We start from the raw sequence: 15,451 nt of genomic DNA, 5'->3' as shown, positions 1-15,451 counted from the left end.
CGAGCGCGGCGCCTCCGGCGGGACACGGCTGGGGCTGGGCGCCGAAGGCCTTCCTCTCCAGCGGTCGGGCGAGCTCGAGACAGAGGCCATGCACTCATGGGGTTTGGATGGCTGGACGTGCGAGGTAGGTCGCCGCGACTGCATGAAAAGTTCAATCGGCCGCCGCCGTACACCTTCGGTTCGAACGATTCACCGGCGAAGGGGAACAAAGGAAGTGTTGAGGTTGGGCGACGAAGGGTCGGTGGATGGCAGAGACACGGGACGCCGATCCAGAAATCTCTCCTGAAGAGATGCGCCGACGCGTCCTCTGGGCCCGGCGCCAGGGCCGCCCAACCTGGTTATGGCCGGATGTGTCGATCGAAGCCTGGCGCTCGGCCCTGACGGGAATCCAACGCGTGATCCGCATCCTGCTCGCCGACGCGCCGCGCGTGCGGCTGGAGGGCGACCCGCAGGCCATCGGGCTTGCAGCCTACACCTCAGGTGTGGGGCCGCTTCTCGGCCTCTGGCTCGAACAGGGCAGGCTGCAGACCAGTCCCGCCATCGCGGTCACGCTGGCGCGACATCTGGCTCACAATCGCTTGCGCGCCAGCAGCATGACGCAGACGGCCGTCGAGATCGTCGGGCGACTATCCGACCAAGGCGTCCAGGCGCTCGTCCTAAAGGGCGCACACACGGGCTGGAGCTACTTTCCGGAACCGGGCGCGCGCCCGGCGTCCGATATCGACCTCCTCGTCGCCGCCGAAGACGTGTCCAAGGCCGAAGCTGCGATGGAAGGCTACGGCCTCAGCTTCATGGGGCGCAGCCAATGGGAGAGCTGCTGGTCGCCATCCGCCAGCGAACAGACACCCCGCTCGCTCACCTATGTCCATGCCGAAGATCCCTGGTCGATAGATCTGCACAGCTCGCTGAACATCTCCGCAGGCTGGGGCACGCCGTTGGCCGGGCTCGACCTGATCCATCCCATGGCGAGCGGCGGCCGATGGCTGGCCGATCCCCGGGCCAGCGTCTTGGATCAACCGCTGCTGCTCCTGCATTTGGCCACCCATGCCGGGGCCGGGTGGCAGAACCTGACCCTGCTGCGGCAGGTCGAGCTCGTGCTGGTGATCCGCCAGGATCTCGCGGCCGGGAAATTGTCCTGGGATGCGTTCGTCGATATCGGCGCCAAGACGGGGGCGATCGGCTACGCCTATCCCGCGCTGCGCGTGGCGGAAAGCCTGGCGCCCGCCACGGTGCCGAAGGAAATCCTCGAGCTCTGCGCGGCCCGCGCGCCTTGGGCGGTGCGAAGCGCCTTGAAGCAGCTGACCCCGGCGACGGCTCAGCGGATCGACCGCAACTCGATGGCGGAGCACTTCATGTGGGCGGTCGGCTGGCGAGGACGCCTGCGCCTGCTGGCCCGCGACCTCTTCCCCGCCGACCGGTCCTGGCCGGAATTCCGCAGAATCTACGAAGAGCGGGCCTGGCGCCTCATCAGGGGCAGGGTCAGCCAATGAGACCGCTCACCCGGCGCCCGTTGTGCTTTCGCTGACGCCGACGGGCGTAGGTGACCGTAGGCCTGGGTGTCGTCGGGGACGATGCGGGCTAGCTTGCGGATGCGGCGCAGAAGCCGCGGGTCGTCGTAGTTCCCCTGTTCCCAGCGCCGCCAGGCGGCCGCTTGGCCCAACAGCTTGCCCCAGCCGCGGGTCTGGCGGTCGTGCACCGAGGGAAAGCGGCTCTTGAGGATCAGTTCGAAGTCCTCGGCCCGTGCCTTGAGCTTCTGTTCGAACCAGGGCAGGCGGGGATTTTCGTGGGTCATCCAAGCCACCCACTCGGGCTTGATCCACTCTTCAAGGGAGTCGGGCGTGCCCTCGTTGGCGTCGACGTCGCCGTAGGTGCTCTGCCGCTGCGGGGTGGGCGTGTAGAAATAGCTGATCAGCTCCATCGCCGGGTTCACCGCTTTTAGTTGGCGGATGAAGGCGAGGGTGTTCTCAAGTTGCAGTTCCGGCTCATCAGGATCGCCGAAGACGAACGAGAACTCCGGGATGATGCCGTGTTCGCGAGTCTTGGCGGCCGCGGCTACGATCTGGTCGGTGGTGATCCCCTTGTTCATTTTCGCCAGCACTTCGTTCGAACCGGACTCGGCGCCGCAGAACACCATGGTCAGGCCCGCTTCGCGCAACGCGCGCCACGTCGCGTCGGAGAAGCGGTTCAGGGCGTCGACCCGCGCCTCGCACCACCAGCGTAGGCCCAGCGGCTTCATGCGTGCGGCCACCTCGCGCGCGTGGGGCTCGTTCAGGAAGAAATTGTTGTCGTAGAAGTGGACCGAGTCCATGCCGTGGTTGCGGACCAGGAAGGCGAGATGTTCGGCGGTGCGCTCGGGCCCCTGCACCTTTTCACGCCGGCCGAAGACGCTGATCACTCCGCAGAAATTGCAGCCGTAGGGGCAGCCGATCGAGGCTTGGTAGACGCCCGACCGCCGACCAAGCACGGTGGGCTGCAGGTACTGGTCCACATCGATCTTGTGGTAGGGCGGCGCCGGTAGCTCGTCCGGACTCTTCCAGATGCGCTCCTTTCCGATCCAGTTCGAGCCGTCCGGTTGGCGGAAGGCGAGGCCCGCGATGGTCTTCGGATCGCGTCGGCCGTCGATCGCTTCGAGCAGTTCCAAGAACGTGTGCTCGCCTTGCCCCCGCACGACCCAGTCGACATAGGGCGCATTCAGCACCGCGTCCGTATAGAGGCTGCCGAAGTTGCCGCCCCAGATGATCGGCAGGTCCGGAAACCTTAGCTTCACACCCTTGGCCAGCGGTACGGCGCTGACCAGTTGCGGGCCGGGCATGACGGTCATGGCGACGGCGCGGACGGGATCGTTCCCGGCCGCCTGCCGCTCGACATGGCCGATGATCGTGGCCAGCACGTCGATATTGGGCAGGTTGCCGTCGACGATCTCCCAGCTGACGTCGTCCGGCAGGGCGGCGCCGATCGCCATCACCGACAAGGGAAAGCGCCGGTTCGACGGGCGCGTGGCGCGTGGGTTCACAAGGATGATCAAGGCCGCGCACCGATCCAAAGGTCAAAACGGGACGGCGCACGCGCGCCGCGCAGCTTCGCCGTCAGCGGGCGAAGCTCGTACCAGAGCGGGTAGAGGACCCGCGACCTGCGCCACGCCACGCCGGCGGCCGTCGCCGTCGCGGCCAGCCGCGCGCGGGTTAGGAATTCGATGAAGGGCAAGGACATCAGCGTTTCGGCCCGCGAGCCGAAACGCCGGGACGCGTCGGCGATCTTTTCCGCCACCATGGCCAGGCCGTCCGCTTCGCGGCGATAGAAGGGGGAATCCAGGATCACGAGTCGGCCGCCCGGCCGCACCACGCGCGCCGCCTCCGCCAGGACGGCGGCGAGGTCGGTGGCGTAGTGCAGCGAGGCGTTGAAGACTGCGATGTCGAAACTGTGGTTCTGAGCCGGGATCTGGTCGAAGCCGGCGACGGCGATCTGCATCCGTCCGTCCGCCCTTTGCAGGAAAGGCTCGCTGGCGCCGAGGCCGTCGATGCGATCGTCGCGGATATCGAGCGCGAGGGCGCGGTGCCCCTCCCGCGCCACCCGATAGCTCAGCCAGCCATTGCCGGCCCCGAGGTCGAGTAGTTCCAGCGGCCGGCCGAGGGTCGTGGCCATCGGGCGGATCACCCGACGGCGGAAGGCGTCGAAGCTGCGGGCGCGCACCGCCCATTGTCGCGCGAGCGGGCCGGATTGGATGTAGGGCAGGGCGAACAGCTCATCGCCCGCATAGCCGCGCCCCTCCGCTTCACGCTGGACGGCGTAGTCCTTGGCGAACCTTTGCAGTGAGGACGCGCTCATTGAGCCTCTGCGCCGGTTCGCTCGAAGCGGTAGAGGATGTGGTCGCCAAGCCCCGAAAGGGGCGCGGCCAAGCTGCGGTCCAGGGTTTCCAGCGTCCGCAGAAGCTGCGGATGGCGCGAAACCCACGGCTCCGCGGCGCTCGGCGGGACGAAGACGCCCACGCCTCGTCGGCCTGCCGGCCGGAACCAGGGGGCCATGGCGCGTTCGAGGTCTTGGCGGCGATGATAGCGGACGGTGAACTCGCGGCCGCCCAGGCGCGCGGGCTGGTCGCCGGCGGCGAGGCGTCGGAGGACGTTCTTGGGCCGCCGATGCAGGGTCTCGACCAGCCACTCGCCAGGGCAGACGCAACCGAAGATCACCAGCAGGGCCGGCGCGCCTGGGCGCAACAGCTTGGCGAGGCCCGCCGCGAACGGCGCCAGGTCGCTGACACAGTTCAGAGCTGCGAAGTTGGAGTAAGCCCCGTCGAACCGCGCCTCGATCCGGCCCGCCAGCTGGGCCAGGTCCTCCGCTGCGCAGGTTTCCGCGCTAGCGCCGGCGCTAGCCCGGAACTTGGCGGACGCCATCTGGACCATCCGCGGGGAGGCGTCGGTCAACAGCACCTGTCGCCCGCGCTCGACCAGCCATAGCGCGTCTTCGCCCGTGCCCCCGCCGATCTCGATCAGGCTCGCGCCAGGCGGGAACGCCTGCGCCAGCGCCGTTCGTACGGCGCGCCTCTGGGCGGCGACGCTGAGCCAGGGGGAAAAGCGCGCGTCGAACCGCTCGGCGACGGCGTCGAAGGCTGCGGCGGCCGCGGACGAGACCTGTGGGGACGTCACGCTCAGGCCTCGAGCGAAAGCTGGAACGGACGGGGCGAACGATGGTGGTGGGCGTCTACCTCGAGGCGGCTCCAGGCGCCGTCGTTATCGACGCCAGCCTCCACTTCCGCATGCAGGACGTTGCGGACCTTGCGGTAGAGCGCGGTGGAATAGGCGCCCTGGAACAGCATGGCCAGCTCGCCTGTGTCCTTCCAATTGCGCTGGCGGCCCAGCTGGGCTTGAACCTGGGCATGGAACTCTGTTCCGGGGAGCGGGTAGGCCACCGACACGCCGATCTCGTCCGGCCGCTCCGCACGGATGAGGTCGCGGGTGGAGAGGATGTCCTCCCAGTTTTCCGACGGATAGCCGAGCTGGATGAACCAGCAGGCGCGCACGCCATGCGCCTTGAGCGTGCGGGTCGCCGTACGCGCGGCCTCGACGGTCGCGCCCTTGTCCATCGCATCGAGCACCTTCTGCGAGCCGGACTCGACGCCGAGCCAGACCTCGCGCGCGCCCGCCCGGGCCAGGGCGTCGACCATGGCGTCGGTCATGAGATTGACCCGGGATTGGAGGGTGAAGGGGATGCGGCAGCCCGCGTCCTCGATGAGCTGGGCCAGCGTCGTGGTCCAGTCGACGTCGAGACCGAAGATGTCGTCGGCGAACCAGATATGGTCCGGGGCGACCCCGACCTTCAGGCGCGCAATCTCGCGCACCACATCGGCGGGTGAGCGCACGGTGTAGCGGCGGCCGAAGGTCGGCTTCGCACACCAGTTGCAAGTGTAGGGACAGCCTCGGGAACTCGCCATGTTCCAGGAGAATTCGCCGTGCGCGCCACGCCAGGCGCGGCGGTAGGCCTCGATGTCGAGCAGGTCCCAGGCCGGCGGCGGCAGGCCGTCGAGATCGCGGATCGGGCCGCGAGGACGCGTGGTGATCAGGCCTGCAGATCCTGGCAAGACCAGGCCGGCGACATCGTCGCTCGAGCCTTCGGCGTGCGCCCAGATGCGCACGAGTTCGGCCACGGCCATCTCGCCTTCGCCAAGCGCCACCGCCTCCGCGCCCGCGGCCAGATAGAGGGCCGGATGATCGGCCGCGTCGGGACCGTTGACGACGACCCGGCTGCCTCTCGCCCGCGCCGCGCCGACCATCGCCAAGGCGGTCTCCCGCCGGGTCGTGGTGCACATCTTGGTGAGGAAATTGAAGTTGTCCTCCATCACCACGACGATGGTCGGCCTGTGCGCCTCGAGCGCGGCGGCGAAATCCTCGACGCCAGTGGCGAAGGTGGCGTCGAACATCGCGACCTGATGGCCATTATCCCGCAGCATAGAAGCAAGTATCAATGTCGATAATGGGGAATACGGCTTCATTTTTGCCAGTTGCTTGGCATCTATATTCAGAAAATACGAATGCGCCAGAAGAATCATTTGCGGCTATCCAACCGTTTCGAGTATAAAAATGCGCTAAAATCAACCATGGGCTTTTGGATTGACATTGACCGTCGCGCCCCTGCAGCTCTTGATCATGAACAGGCCGGTGGTGATCCGGAGCGCCGAACCTGCTGTCCTCGCTGCGGCCGCCGAGGCGTACGCCGCCTGGCCAGTGGGCCGAGCCGCGGACGGTCCCGCGATCGAGCTGGAACTGACGCTCGGCGATGCGGCGTCCAGCGAACCGACCCGGATCGAGGTCGAGGGTGCGCGCCTGCGGTCGATAGGTTCAGGCTTCGAATTTGGGGCCGATGCGCGGACCTTGACGGCCTTCTGCAAGGTTCCGTGGGATCTGGTGGGACAGCCCGGCCGTCTGGCCAGCGAGGCGCTCGACACCTTGTTGCTGTTCCTGTTGACCCGATCGGGGCGCACGCCTGTCCACGCCGCGGGAGTGATGTGCGGCAAGACCGCGGTGCTGCTGGCTGGCCCGAGCGGATCGGGCAAGAGCACGCTCAGCCTTGCTGCTATGGCGCGGGGTCTGAAGATCCTTTCGGACGACACGGTATACATCCAGCTGCAACCCCGCTTGCGGGTCTGGGGATTCCCACGCCCTCTGCATGTGTTCCCGGCCGATGCGCCCGGGTTCATTCAGGAGACGCGTCTGCGCGCCGGTAAGCTGAAGGCCGTCGTGCCGCTGACGCCCGGGTCGGAGGCGCCTGTGGCGGACCACGCGGCCGTCGTGCTGTTGGAACGGGACGATCAGATCCGGCTGGACCCGATCGAGGCCTCGGTCGCGACGAACGCACTGGCGCGGCTGGAGCCCGGTTTCGATCTCTTGAGGCGGGAATCCGCCGAGGCGGCCGCGGCCTTGACGGCGTCCGGCGCCTGGCGGCTGACCCTGGCGCGCGATCCCGCCGCTGCGATCGACATGCTGATGACGCGGTTCGGTTCCGGCGTCGCTTCAGCCGTGGCGGCGTCCTTCTAGGGGCGCGGACTGGCAGCGGCGGCGGTACGGCTCGGCCATCTCCTCCAGCCGTTTCAAGGTGTCTCCGATCGGCGGCGGCGGGCGCCAGGCGGCGCGTACGGATCGGGCGGGCAGGCTGGCGATGCGCGACGCCACATCGGCGACATCGATGAGCTCGGCCTGGCCGCGCGCGACGAGTCCTGGAAAGGCGCCGAGCGCGCCCGGATCCAGGAACAATGCCGGGACGCCGAAGGCGGCCGCCTCAGCCGAGGCGCCCGACGCCAGTGAGACCAGGGCGCTCATGCGCCGTAGCAGCGCCGGCAGCGGGAACTCGGACGCCGCCTCGACCACCACATTGGGCCGCTGCATCGCCAGCAGGTCATGGTGTTCGGCGTCCTGAAAGGGCGATGAGGCCGGATGCCGGCGTATCCACCAGCGCCAGGTGGCGGGCGCCGCCTGGATCTGCCGCGCCAGCGTCTCCCAGACCGCGCGTCGCCCGCCGATCGGCTGTAGGGCGACCAGGATCTCGCGCTCGAAGCCGACATCGGACATGGCCGCAAATCGCTCATCCCAGGCGCATGTGCCGACGGCCCAGTCGTCCAGATAGGGGGCGAGCTGCGAATGCCCGCCATGGAGCGCTGCATGCCAGCGCGACGCCCGGCCGTCGCCCCATTGCGCGATGTGCTGCGCCTCCTCGGCCGTCCAGGTCCAGAAAGCGGCGGGCAGGGTCGAATAGCCGTGCTCTGGAAGCCGCCGCCAATGATAGGCCCTGTGCCTGCCCTCGTGCGGGCAATGCTGGAGATCGACGCACAGCACACCCTCCCTGCGGCAGGCGAGCGCGAAGGCCGGGCCGAGCCCTGCATAGTAGGTGACGACGAAGGCCAGGCGCGGCCGAACGCGGCGCAGGACCCGCTGGAACTGCGAGGCCGCCGCCGCCGTCGTGCAGGCCCGCTTGTGAATCCGGCCGAGGGTGAGGGATGGGGCCTGGACGCCCTGATCGCGCAAGGCATCGAGAACAGCGGTATGATCGGGCAGTTCGAGCCGGAGCCTCCGACCAAGCGCCGCCGCCAAGGCGCCGCCGACGGCGATTCCGTTGGCGGCGAAGGTCGGACGCGCCCAGGGCAGGCGATCCAGGCCGCCGGGCTGCATGAGGAAGGTCGTCCGGCCCTGCCGCTCCAGCGCGGCCATCACCGCCTCGCCGTGACGGTCGCGCCAGGCGCCGGAGAGTTTGTCCAGCGACACCCCGTCGCCCAGCAGGATGGCGTCGGCGGGTCTCGGCCAGGGCCGCCAGTGTTCGAGATCGCGGCGGCTCTTCCAGGCATTGCTCAGCGGGGTGGCGAGACCTCCGGCCAAGCGCTCCATGGCCGAGGGGCGTGGTTGGGCGGTGTCGCCGCCGTTCGCCCTGAACATGTCCAGGAACAGGTCCATCCGCGCGAGCGGCCACAGATCGACATCGCCGCCACGCCAGGTGGCGACATCGAAGCGCTGCTCGATTTCGTCGACAAGCTCGAGATGGCGCTGCTGGACCGGCATGGCTGGGCGGGTCATGCCGGCGGCTTCCGCTTGCGGAAGCCCACGGGAAGGTAACGTTCGCCCGGCATCAGCCGGCCTTCGCGATCGAACAGGACGTCAGGCGCCATTTGGGAGGGACGCGCCTCGAGGACGACGTCGAAACCCTCGGCCGCGATGATATCGCAGAAGCGGAAATTGGTGGTGTGCAGAAACAGGAGGCCGCCCGGCTTCAGGCAGCGCGCCAGGTCGACGACGCTCCGCTCGAAGTCCTGGAAGCGCATGAGGGGTTCGCTGCGCTGAGCGCGCGAAACGGTCAGATCCCCGTGGCAGAGCACGGCGAGGCAGAACACCGCGTCGTAGTGATCGCTGGGCTCGTTGCGCGCGCTCGATCCAACCTCGAAGCCCATTCGGGCTTCGTTCGAACGGTGCGATCGCGCAAGGCAGGCCGCGATGTTGGCTGGATCGATGTCGACGCCCTTGATGACCGCCGAGGGCAGGCGTCGCCGAAGGCTGAAAGCCTCCTCGCCGTGAGAGCATCCGAACGACAGCAGGCGAGGGGAGGCGGCGTCCCGGAGCGCGGCCGCCGCGAAGTCGAACAGCCACGGATAGCGATCCGGAAGCGTGTGGTTATAGGGTTGGAACCGGCCCTCGACGGCGGGGCGCAGGCGCCGCGCGAGCTCGAACCGGACCCGCCGCCAGGACGCCCGTCCCAAAGACAACGCTTGGCGCATCACGTCATGGTCCATAGGCGCTCGCCAGAGACGGCCAAGCCGGGGTCGCCGGCGAGGTGGCGATCGATCTTATCGAGCACCTCCTTGAGGGCGGTGACCTGGAGGTCCCGGGAACCGCCGGCGATGTGCGAGGTCAGAAAGACGTTGGGCAGACGACGCAGGGGAGCGGCGGCGGCCGGCGGCTCGACTTCGAACACGTCGAGGCAGGCGAAGATGTCGCCCCGCTTCAATCGCGCGAACAGGGCGTCCGGATCGATTAGGGCGGCGCGCGCGATATTGATCAGAACCGTCCCCGGGCGAAGCCTCGCCAGTTCTGCGGCCCCCAGAAAATGGCGAGTCCCAGGCGTCAGGCCGCGATGCAGCGAGACGATGTCGGCGGCCAAGGCCTCCCCGAGGGCGACCGCCGAAGCGCCCGCCTGCCGGATGTCGTCGGGGGCGGCGTGTTCGGAAAAGACGGCGACGGTCGCCCCCGCCGCCAGCAGGCGCGCCGCGAAAGCGCGGGCGTTGGCGCTCCAACCGAGCAGACCCACCTTCGCGCCTCGCAGGTCCCGGATCGGGCTGGCGGCGGCCGCGCCGAGACCGTGCAAAGGCCTGGTCTTGCGCCACGCCCCCAGCAAGGCGCTCTCCAGGCCGACGGCCGCGACGGCGGGCCGGAGTCCCTGGGCCGTGTACAGCGCCAAGCCCTTCCAGCCACCGGGCTGTGGCGTTGTTCCCCAGCCTCCGCGCCGCATGACCTGGTCGGAGATGAACCCACGGCGGCGCGCCAGGATCGCGAGTCCAAGGGCGAACTCGGCGACGCTGTCGGCATAGGCCTGGCTGGCGTTGACCAGCGCCACGCCGCGGTCCAGCAGCAGGTCCGGCCGATGCCTTGCAAAGGACAGACCCACCACACCGGCGACGCGAAGATTGGGCAGCCGCTCGAGGATATCCTCCGTCACGACGGCCGGACCGGTCCCCAGCAGGGCCGAGTCGATGTCCGGGCGGGGGCGAGGCGAGCGCAGGACATCCTCCAGGGCGACGAGCGGCCGCCCAGCCGGTGTCGCCGCCAGGATGGTCATCAAGCTCCCAGCGTTGACGATCAGTATCGGCCCGCCGGCTGGGCGTCTTGGCTGGGGCTGAACACGGACGGGGGGCGTCGGCCGGGCGATACGGCCGCTAAAGCCGGCCTCGATCAGCTCGGCCAGTTCAAGCGACGGCGCGAGGGCGGCCAGACTGTGCAGGGGCTCAACGCCATCGTCTATGGCGTCGAGGAACGCCACGTGCTCGGCCTCGAAGCCATCGCCCACGGCGGGCGCGGCGATCTCGCGGACTTGACCGGCGGCGACGATGCGAACGCCCGCGTCGTCAATCTGGCAGCTCTCGCCCGGGGTGTGGAAGCTGTAGGCCTCTCGCCGCTCGCCGGCGGTGTTGTCGCATAGGAAAACGCCCTGCGCGCCGTCCGGCCAGCGCATGAGGGCGGAGTATCGCTCGCCGTCGGCGATGGCCGTTATCTCTTCGGGCAGGCCGTCCATGACGTAGAGCAGGGCGTCCAGCGCGTGGATTCCGTTGGCCGTCAACCAACTGGTTGCGCCGAACGGTGGCAGGACGCCGAACGCCGGCTTGTGGAACACCGCCTCGCCATAGCGCCAGCCCGCTCGACCCCCGCGTTTGCGGACCTCTGCGAGCGAGCGGTAGAAACGCCGGTTGTGACCGCCGACGGCGATCAGGCCTTTGCGTTTGGCCGCTTGCGCCATCTCACGAGCTTCGGCGTGGCTGGGCGCGATCGGCTTCTCGACGAACAGATGCTTGCCGCATCGGAGCGCCGCCATGCCGAGCTCATGGTGCATGCGCGCGTCGCCGAACAGATAGACCGCCGTTATGTCGGGGCGGTGCAGCGCCGAAAGGGCGTCGCCGCTGTTTCTCGCGAAGCCGAACCGCTCCTGGGCCATGCTCGCCCGGTCCGTGCGCAGGTCGCAAATCTCGACGAGCTCAAGCCGGCCACGTCTCCGCAGGCGGCTCAGCACCGGCAGGTGCATCAGGGCCGAGGTCTCACCGGCGCCGATGACGAGCGCGCGCGTCGGAGCCATCGCCGTCAGGCTTTCAGAAACAGCGCGCCGAAGGCGATCGCATGGGCCGCGTCCACGTTCCCGCCGCTGAGGAAAAGCCCACGGGTTAGGGGCCGCGGAGGCTTGGCTATGGCAGGAAGGCGGCGCCGTGTCATGGTGCAGGTAAGTAGCCCCAGTCCCCGCGAAACGTTCAACGCCGGTGAACGCGGCCCCGACCGCGGGGCACTCACGCTGGAAGCTCGGAGGTGAGAGAAACGGATGGGCGGAACACGGACGCCGATCGTCGAGGGGCCGCCATGCGCATTCTGATGGCCTGCATGAAGTTCCCGACGGCGCCGGGACAGTCCTACCTGACCACCGAGCTCGCCCAGGCGCTGGTTGCGGCCGGCCACGTGGTCGAGGTCCTCCTGATCGATTGGGACGCGGCGCCGGGGGCGCCGGACGGCCCGTGCGCGGACTGGAAGGACGTGCGGGTGGTGCGCTGTACGCCGAGGCTGATCGGGGGCCTTGGCGGGCTGGTTCGCAACGCCAGCAAGTTCGTGCTGACCGGCCGCCGCGCCCGGCGATTGGCGCGCGACCACTTCGACCTCGAACGGTTCGACGCCTTCATCGCCTGGACGCCGGTGCTGGCGTTTGGGTCCTGTGTCGGCCTGGCCCGCAAGGCCGGCGTCGCGCGCCGCCTCCTGTTCATCTGGGACTTTTTTCCCGACCACTATCACGAGATCGGCCGCATTCCGGGCGGGCCGGCCCTATGGCTCGCCCGCGCCTTGGAGCAGCGGCTCATGGACCAATTCAACGTCCTGCTCTGCACCCTGCCGCAGAACGCCGACTATCTGCGCCGCAATTTCCAGGTGCGGGCGGCCCAGGCCGTGCGCGTCACGCCGATCTGGTCCGACGTCGCCCCGATCCCCGACACCGACCGATCGACCGTCAGGCGGCGCCACGACCTTCCGCAGGATCGGCCGCTCGCTGTGTTCGGGGGCCAGCTGGTGGAGGGGCGCGGTTTCGACCAGATGCTGGCGGCGGCCGCGGTTGGCAGGGAACGGGGTTCGCCGCTGCTGTTCCTGTTTGTGGGAGACGGCCGGCTGGCGCCGATGCTGAGCGCGCAAGCGAGCGACAATGTCCTCTGGCGTCCAGCCATGCCGCGGGAGGCCTACCTGCAACTGTTGACCGCCTGCGACGTCGGCATGGTCGCCACCGTCCCCGGGGTGAGCTCCTTCACCATCCCCAGCAAGACGCTCGACTATCTGCGCGCGGGATTGCCGGTCGTCGCGGCCCTGGAGGCGGGCAACGACTTCTCCGCCCTGCTGGAGCGATATGGCGTCGGACGGGCCGTACCGTTCGAAGACCCCGACGGCTTCTTCACCACGGCCGAGGCGTTGGCGGCGGGCCCATCGGTCGACGCCGCCGCCCAGCTATGCCTGGAAGAGGTGTTCCACGTTCGCCATGCCGTGGCGTCGGTTCTTGCCGATCTCTAGAGCGGCTTGGCGGAGGGGTTCGCGCCGCTCGGCGCGGGCGTCGGTCGCGCTCTCAGCAGGAACGCCGCGCTGACGCATGTCGCGGCGATGGCGTAAGCGACGAGGTAGCCGGTCTGCAGCGCCGCCACGTCGCCGAGCAGGGTGAGGGCGACGGAGACTGCAGCCATCACGGTGAGCGTGCCCATCTCGATGCCGGCGTAACGCAGAGGGCGGCCGTTCGCGAAGGCCGTGTGCATCGCCAGCGACGGCCAGACCCTGAGGATATCGCCGACCATGTAGGTGCGGATCATCGCGGCGGCCGGCAGATAGGCGTCCGACAGGAAAAGATGGATCAGAAGCCGCGAGGCGAAGGAGAAGACCAGCAGGATGCAGGTCGTGACCCCGGCCGTCACCAGCCAGCTGCGGACCAGGAAGGCGCGCCGGTGGCCGCTGTCGAGGGTCGTGGCCAACTGGGGCACGAAGACCTGGATCAGGAACAGGCCCACCAGTTGGGTCGACAGGTCCGAGATGCGGCTGGCGGCGAGCCAGTAGCCCAACTGGGTGACGCCGAAGTGCTCGCGGTAGATCCATCGCAGGCCGAACGCCACGATCGACGCGTACCCTGTCGTGGCCGCGATGGCCGCCGAATAGCGCAGCAGCGTCCTGACCCACGGCCAGCGGCTGGGGCGAGGGATGAACGGCAGGCCCAACTGCAACGCCCAGGGCAGGGCCAAGCAGCATGTCACCAGCGAGCCGCCGGCGAAGGCGAGCACCGCGCCGGCGGGGTCATGGGCGGTGATCCGCCAGGCCGCCGCCCCGGCCCCCGAGACCAGGCCGGCGGCCTGGGCCGAAAGGCTTTGCGCCACGCGCTTGCGGCCGGTCAGCAGCGCGCACCAGATGCCCCCGGGCGCGCTCAACAGGGCGGTGGCCGCGATGGCCAGGACCATCGGCCACGCGGTCGGGGAGCCGATCAGGATCTTGGACACCAGCCCACCGCCGACGAGCATCGGCAGCAGCACCAAGGGGACGGTCGTCGACCAGATGGCGAAGGCGGCGCTTTGGGTCCGCATGAGGTCCTCGACGTCCCTGGCCGCGGCGGCCTGGCGGATCACGCCGTTCTCGGCGCCGCAGAGCGCCAGGACGTTGAGCAGGGCGGCGAACAGCATGAGCTGCGAAAACACCGCGAAGCCGCTTACCGGCAGGAAGCTGGCCGACAGCTTGAACAGGCACAGCGCCGCGACGACCCTGAGCGCGAAGAAACCCGGAACCCAAATGAGCTTCTTCACGAGGACCGCGCCTCCGGACTCGTGATCACGGCTGCCGAAAGCGTCCGGCCTCGGCGATGCCAGAGCCAGATCGGGATCCAGACCGCGAGCTCCGCATAGCCGTCGGGCGTGAGGAACACCTGGTTGTTGGCGGGGAAGTAGAACATCATGCCGGTGGCGAGCGCGAATAGCACCGCGGCGGGGTCGCTCATCCCGGCGGCCGCCTCACGCCACCAGATTCCCCACATCAAGCCGATGACGGCAAGCACAGGCAGAGCCCCGACAAAGCCGACATCGTTGGCGATCCAGGTCACCAGGCTCGACCAATAGTGCTCCTCCGACCAGCCGTTTTCACCATTGCGGTAGGTGTAGGTCCGCTGATGCGGGGTCGGGTCCCGGGTGAGCGCCTCGTAGGCCGCAAGGGCCACGGGCGAGTGGCCGACGCCGAATGCGGGCTCGAACGGCTTGTCGAGCGCGAGGTCCAGACCGTAGTAGCCCGAGCAGGTGGAGAGGATAAACAGGGTCAGGCCGAAACGCTGATGCGGGGGCAACCAGGCGATCCAGGGATTGTCGAGGTCGGCGCAAATATTGGTGGCGTTGGCGCATACGGTGGTGCGGGCGAAATGGGCCACATTGAGCCGCTCCTCCTTGCGCTCGGTGTACAGGCCCTGGGCGAGGTAGACGAACACGACCGCCACCAGGCCCCAGCGCCAGTGCCGGCGAAACACCTCGAGCCCGCTTTGGGTCGACGCCCAATGACGGCCATACGAGACGAACGCCGCCGAGACGCCGATGACGAACAGATCGGCGATCTCCTTGTCGGTGCCGCGCATGATCGAGAACACGACCGAGGACGCCGCCGTCACCGGCAAGGCGAGGCGGCCGATCCAGCCGATATCGCGCCAGCGCAAAATCCCGAGCGGCAACGCCGCATAGACGAGCGGCGCGAACGCGGCGCGTAACAAGGCGACGCCCATGTGCTGACCGGCGGTGGTGGTGAGATGCACCTGCAGCATCTTGTAGGCCGCGCCCTGATCGCGCAGGGCGTCGAGCACGTCCCACGGCGGCCGGCCGGTGTAGGCGTAGCTGGTCGGCGCCAGCAGCAGCAGCGACGCCGTCGCGCCGAGCACCAGAAGCGGGGTGAGATAGGGCAGGGGCGCGGTGACGCGGGTGGGACCCGTCGATCCTGCCCACGCGGCGCCGCCAATCGTCAGCACGCACAGCGCGACGTAGCCGATCAGCCGCGCCCAGTCGTCGCCCCGATAGATCGGCCAGTTGATTGGCCAGATCAGGAACAGCAGAAAGGTGATGGCGATGTAGCCGATCACCAGGGTCAGGGGCAGCCGAGGCAAGCCCGAGGGCGTCACCACCGGCAGCATCCGAGGGATGGCGGGCGGGGGCGCGGCCGGGGTTTCGGTCTGGATCAAGGCTTGGCGC

General features: G+C 68.7%; 12 protein-coding genes. 3 read left to right on the top strand and 9 right to left on the bottom strand.

The annotated features are described in order from the left end of the window. The first annotated feature begins 350 nt into the window (after positions 1–350). Positions 351–1,490 carry a nucleotidyltransferase family protein gene (locus GSQ87_RS09705; protein WP_158915264.1) on the top strand — a complete coding sequence of 380 codons (1,140 nt, stop codon included), beginning with the start codon at positions 351–353 and terminating at the stop codon, positions 1,488–1,490. On the opposite strand, the gene GSQ87_RS09700 is transcribed toward GSQ87_RS09705, so the two are convergent. Genes GSQ87_RS09700 through GSQ87_RS09685 form a run of 4 tightly spaced genes read right to left on the bottom strand, consistent with a single transcriptional unit; the run spans position 1,442 to position 5,983 of the window. Continuing rightward, the gene (locus GSQ87_RS09700) at positions 1,442–3,025 is read right to left on the bottom strand and encodes a B12-binding domain-containing radical SAM protein (protein WP_158915263.1); all 1,584 of its coding nucleotides are present in this window, start codon (positions 3,023–3,025) and stop codon (positions 1,442–1,444) included. The genes GSQ87_RS09705 and GSQ87_RS09700 overlap by 49 nt on opposite strands. Then, positions 3,022–3,825 (bottom strand): class I SAM-dependent methyltransferase, encoded by an 804-nt coding sequence (locus GSQ87_RS09695; RefSeq protein ID WP_158915262.1) that lies wholly within the window; start codon positions 3,823–3,825, stop codon positions 3,022–3,024. The genes GSQ87_RS09700 and GSQ87_RS09695 overlap by 4 nt, the downstream gene beginning before the upstream one ends. Beyond that, positions 3,822–4,640 (bottom strand): bifunctional 2-polyprenyl-6-hydroxyphenol methylase/3-demethylubiquinol 3-O-methyltransferase UbiG, encoded by an 819-nt coding sequence (locus GSQ87_RS09690; RefSeq protein ID WP_158915261.1) that lies wholly within the window; start codon positions 4,638–4,640, stop codon positions 3,822–3,824. The genes GSQ87_RS09695 and GSQ87_RS09690 overlap by 4 nt, the downstream gene beginning before the upstream one ends. A 2-nt stretch (positions 4,641–4,642) precedes the next feature. After that, a complete protein-coding gene (locus GSQ87_RS09685) occupies positions 4,643–5,983 on the bottom strand; it encodes a B12-binding domain-containing radical SAM protein (protein WP_256375885.1) in 1,341 nt (446 codons plus the stop codon). A 124-nt stretch (positions 5,984–6,107) separates the two neighbouring features. On the opposite strand from GSQ87_RS09685, the gene GSQ87_RS09680 reads away from it, so the two are divergent. Continuing rightward, positions 6,108–7,025: a hypothetical protein gene (locus GSQ87_RS09680; RefSeq protein WP_158915259.1), complete on the top strand. Its 918-nt coding sequence runs from the start codon at positions 6,108–6,110 to the stop codon at positions 7,023–7,025. Here GSQ87_RS09680 and GSQ87_RS09675 read toward each other — a convergent pair. From GSQ87_RS09675 to GSQ87_RS09665, 3 genes are read right to left on the bottom strand one after another with little or no spacing between them, the layout of a single operon-like run. Next, positions 7,002–8,552, bottom strand: a complete 1,551-nt coding sequence (locus GSQ87_RS09675) for a hypothetical protein (RefSeq protein ID WP_158915258.1) — start codon at positions 8,550–8,552, stop codon at positions 7,002–7,004. The two genes, GSQ87_RS09680 and GSQ87_RS09675, sit on opposite strands and share 24 nt — an antisense overlap. Next, positions 8,549–9,247 (bottom strand): bifunctional 2-polyprenyl-6-hydroxyphenol methylase/3-demethylubiquinol 3-O-methyltransferase UbiG, encoded by a 699-nt coding sequence (locus GSQ87_RS09670; RefSeq protein ID WP_254063132.1) that lies wholly within the window; start codon positions 9,245–9,247, stop codon positions 8,549–8,551. Before GSQ87_RS09670 ends, GSQ87_RS09675 begins: the two co-directional genes overlap by 4 nt. Continuing rightward, positions 9,247–11,313, bottom strand: a complete 2,067-nt coding sequence (locus GSQ87_RS09665; protein ID WP_158915256.1) for an NAD(P)-dependent oxidoreductase — start codon at positions 11,311–11,313, stop codon at positions 9,247–9,249. The genes GSQ87_RS09670 and GSQ87_RS09665 overlap by 1 nt, the downstream gene beginning before the upstream one ends. Before the next feature lie 275 nt (positions 11,314–11,588). Between GSQ87_RS09665 and GSQ87_RS09660 the strand changes: the two genes are divergently transcribed. Next, positions 11,589–12,770 carry a glycosyltransferase family 4 protein gene (locus GSQ87_RS09660; protein WP_158915255.1) on the top strand — a complete coding sequence of 394 codons (1,182 nt, stop codon included), beginning with the start codon at positions 11,589–11,591 and terminating at the stop codon, positions 12,768–12,770. On the opposite strand, the gene GSQ87_RS09655 is transcribed toward GSQ87_RS09660, so the two are convergent. Further along, positions 12,767–14,035 carry an oligosaccharide flippase family protein gene (locus GSQ87_RS09655; RefSeq protein ID WP_158915254.1) on the bottom strand — a complete coding sequence of 423 codons (1,269 nt, stop codon included), beginning with the start codon at positions 14,033–14,035 and terminating at the stop codon, positions 12,767–12,769. The genes GSQ87_RS09660 and GSQ87_RS09655 overlap by 4 nt on opposite strands. Continuing rightward, positions 14,032–15,441 carry a hypothetical protein gene (locus tag GSQ87_RS09650; RefSeq protein ID WP_158915253.1) on the bottom strand — a complete coding sequence of 470 codons (1,410 nt, stop codon included), beginning with the start codon at positions 15,439–15,441 and terminating at the stop codon, positions 14,032–14,034. Before GSQ87_RS09650 ends, GSQ87_RS09655 begins: the two co-directional genes overlap by 4 nt. Positions 15,442–15,451: the final 10 nt, after the last annotated feature.

The organism is Caulobacter sp. S45 (assembly GCF_009765965.1).
GTDB lineage: Bacteria > Pseudomonadota > Alphaproteobacteria > Caulobacterales > Caulobacteraceae > CAHJWH01.
The sequence above is the reverse complement of the archived record's forward strand: the minus strand, read 5'-3'. Positions and strand labels throughout refer to the sequence as shown.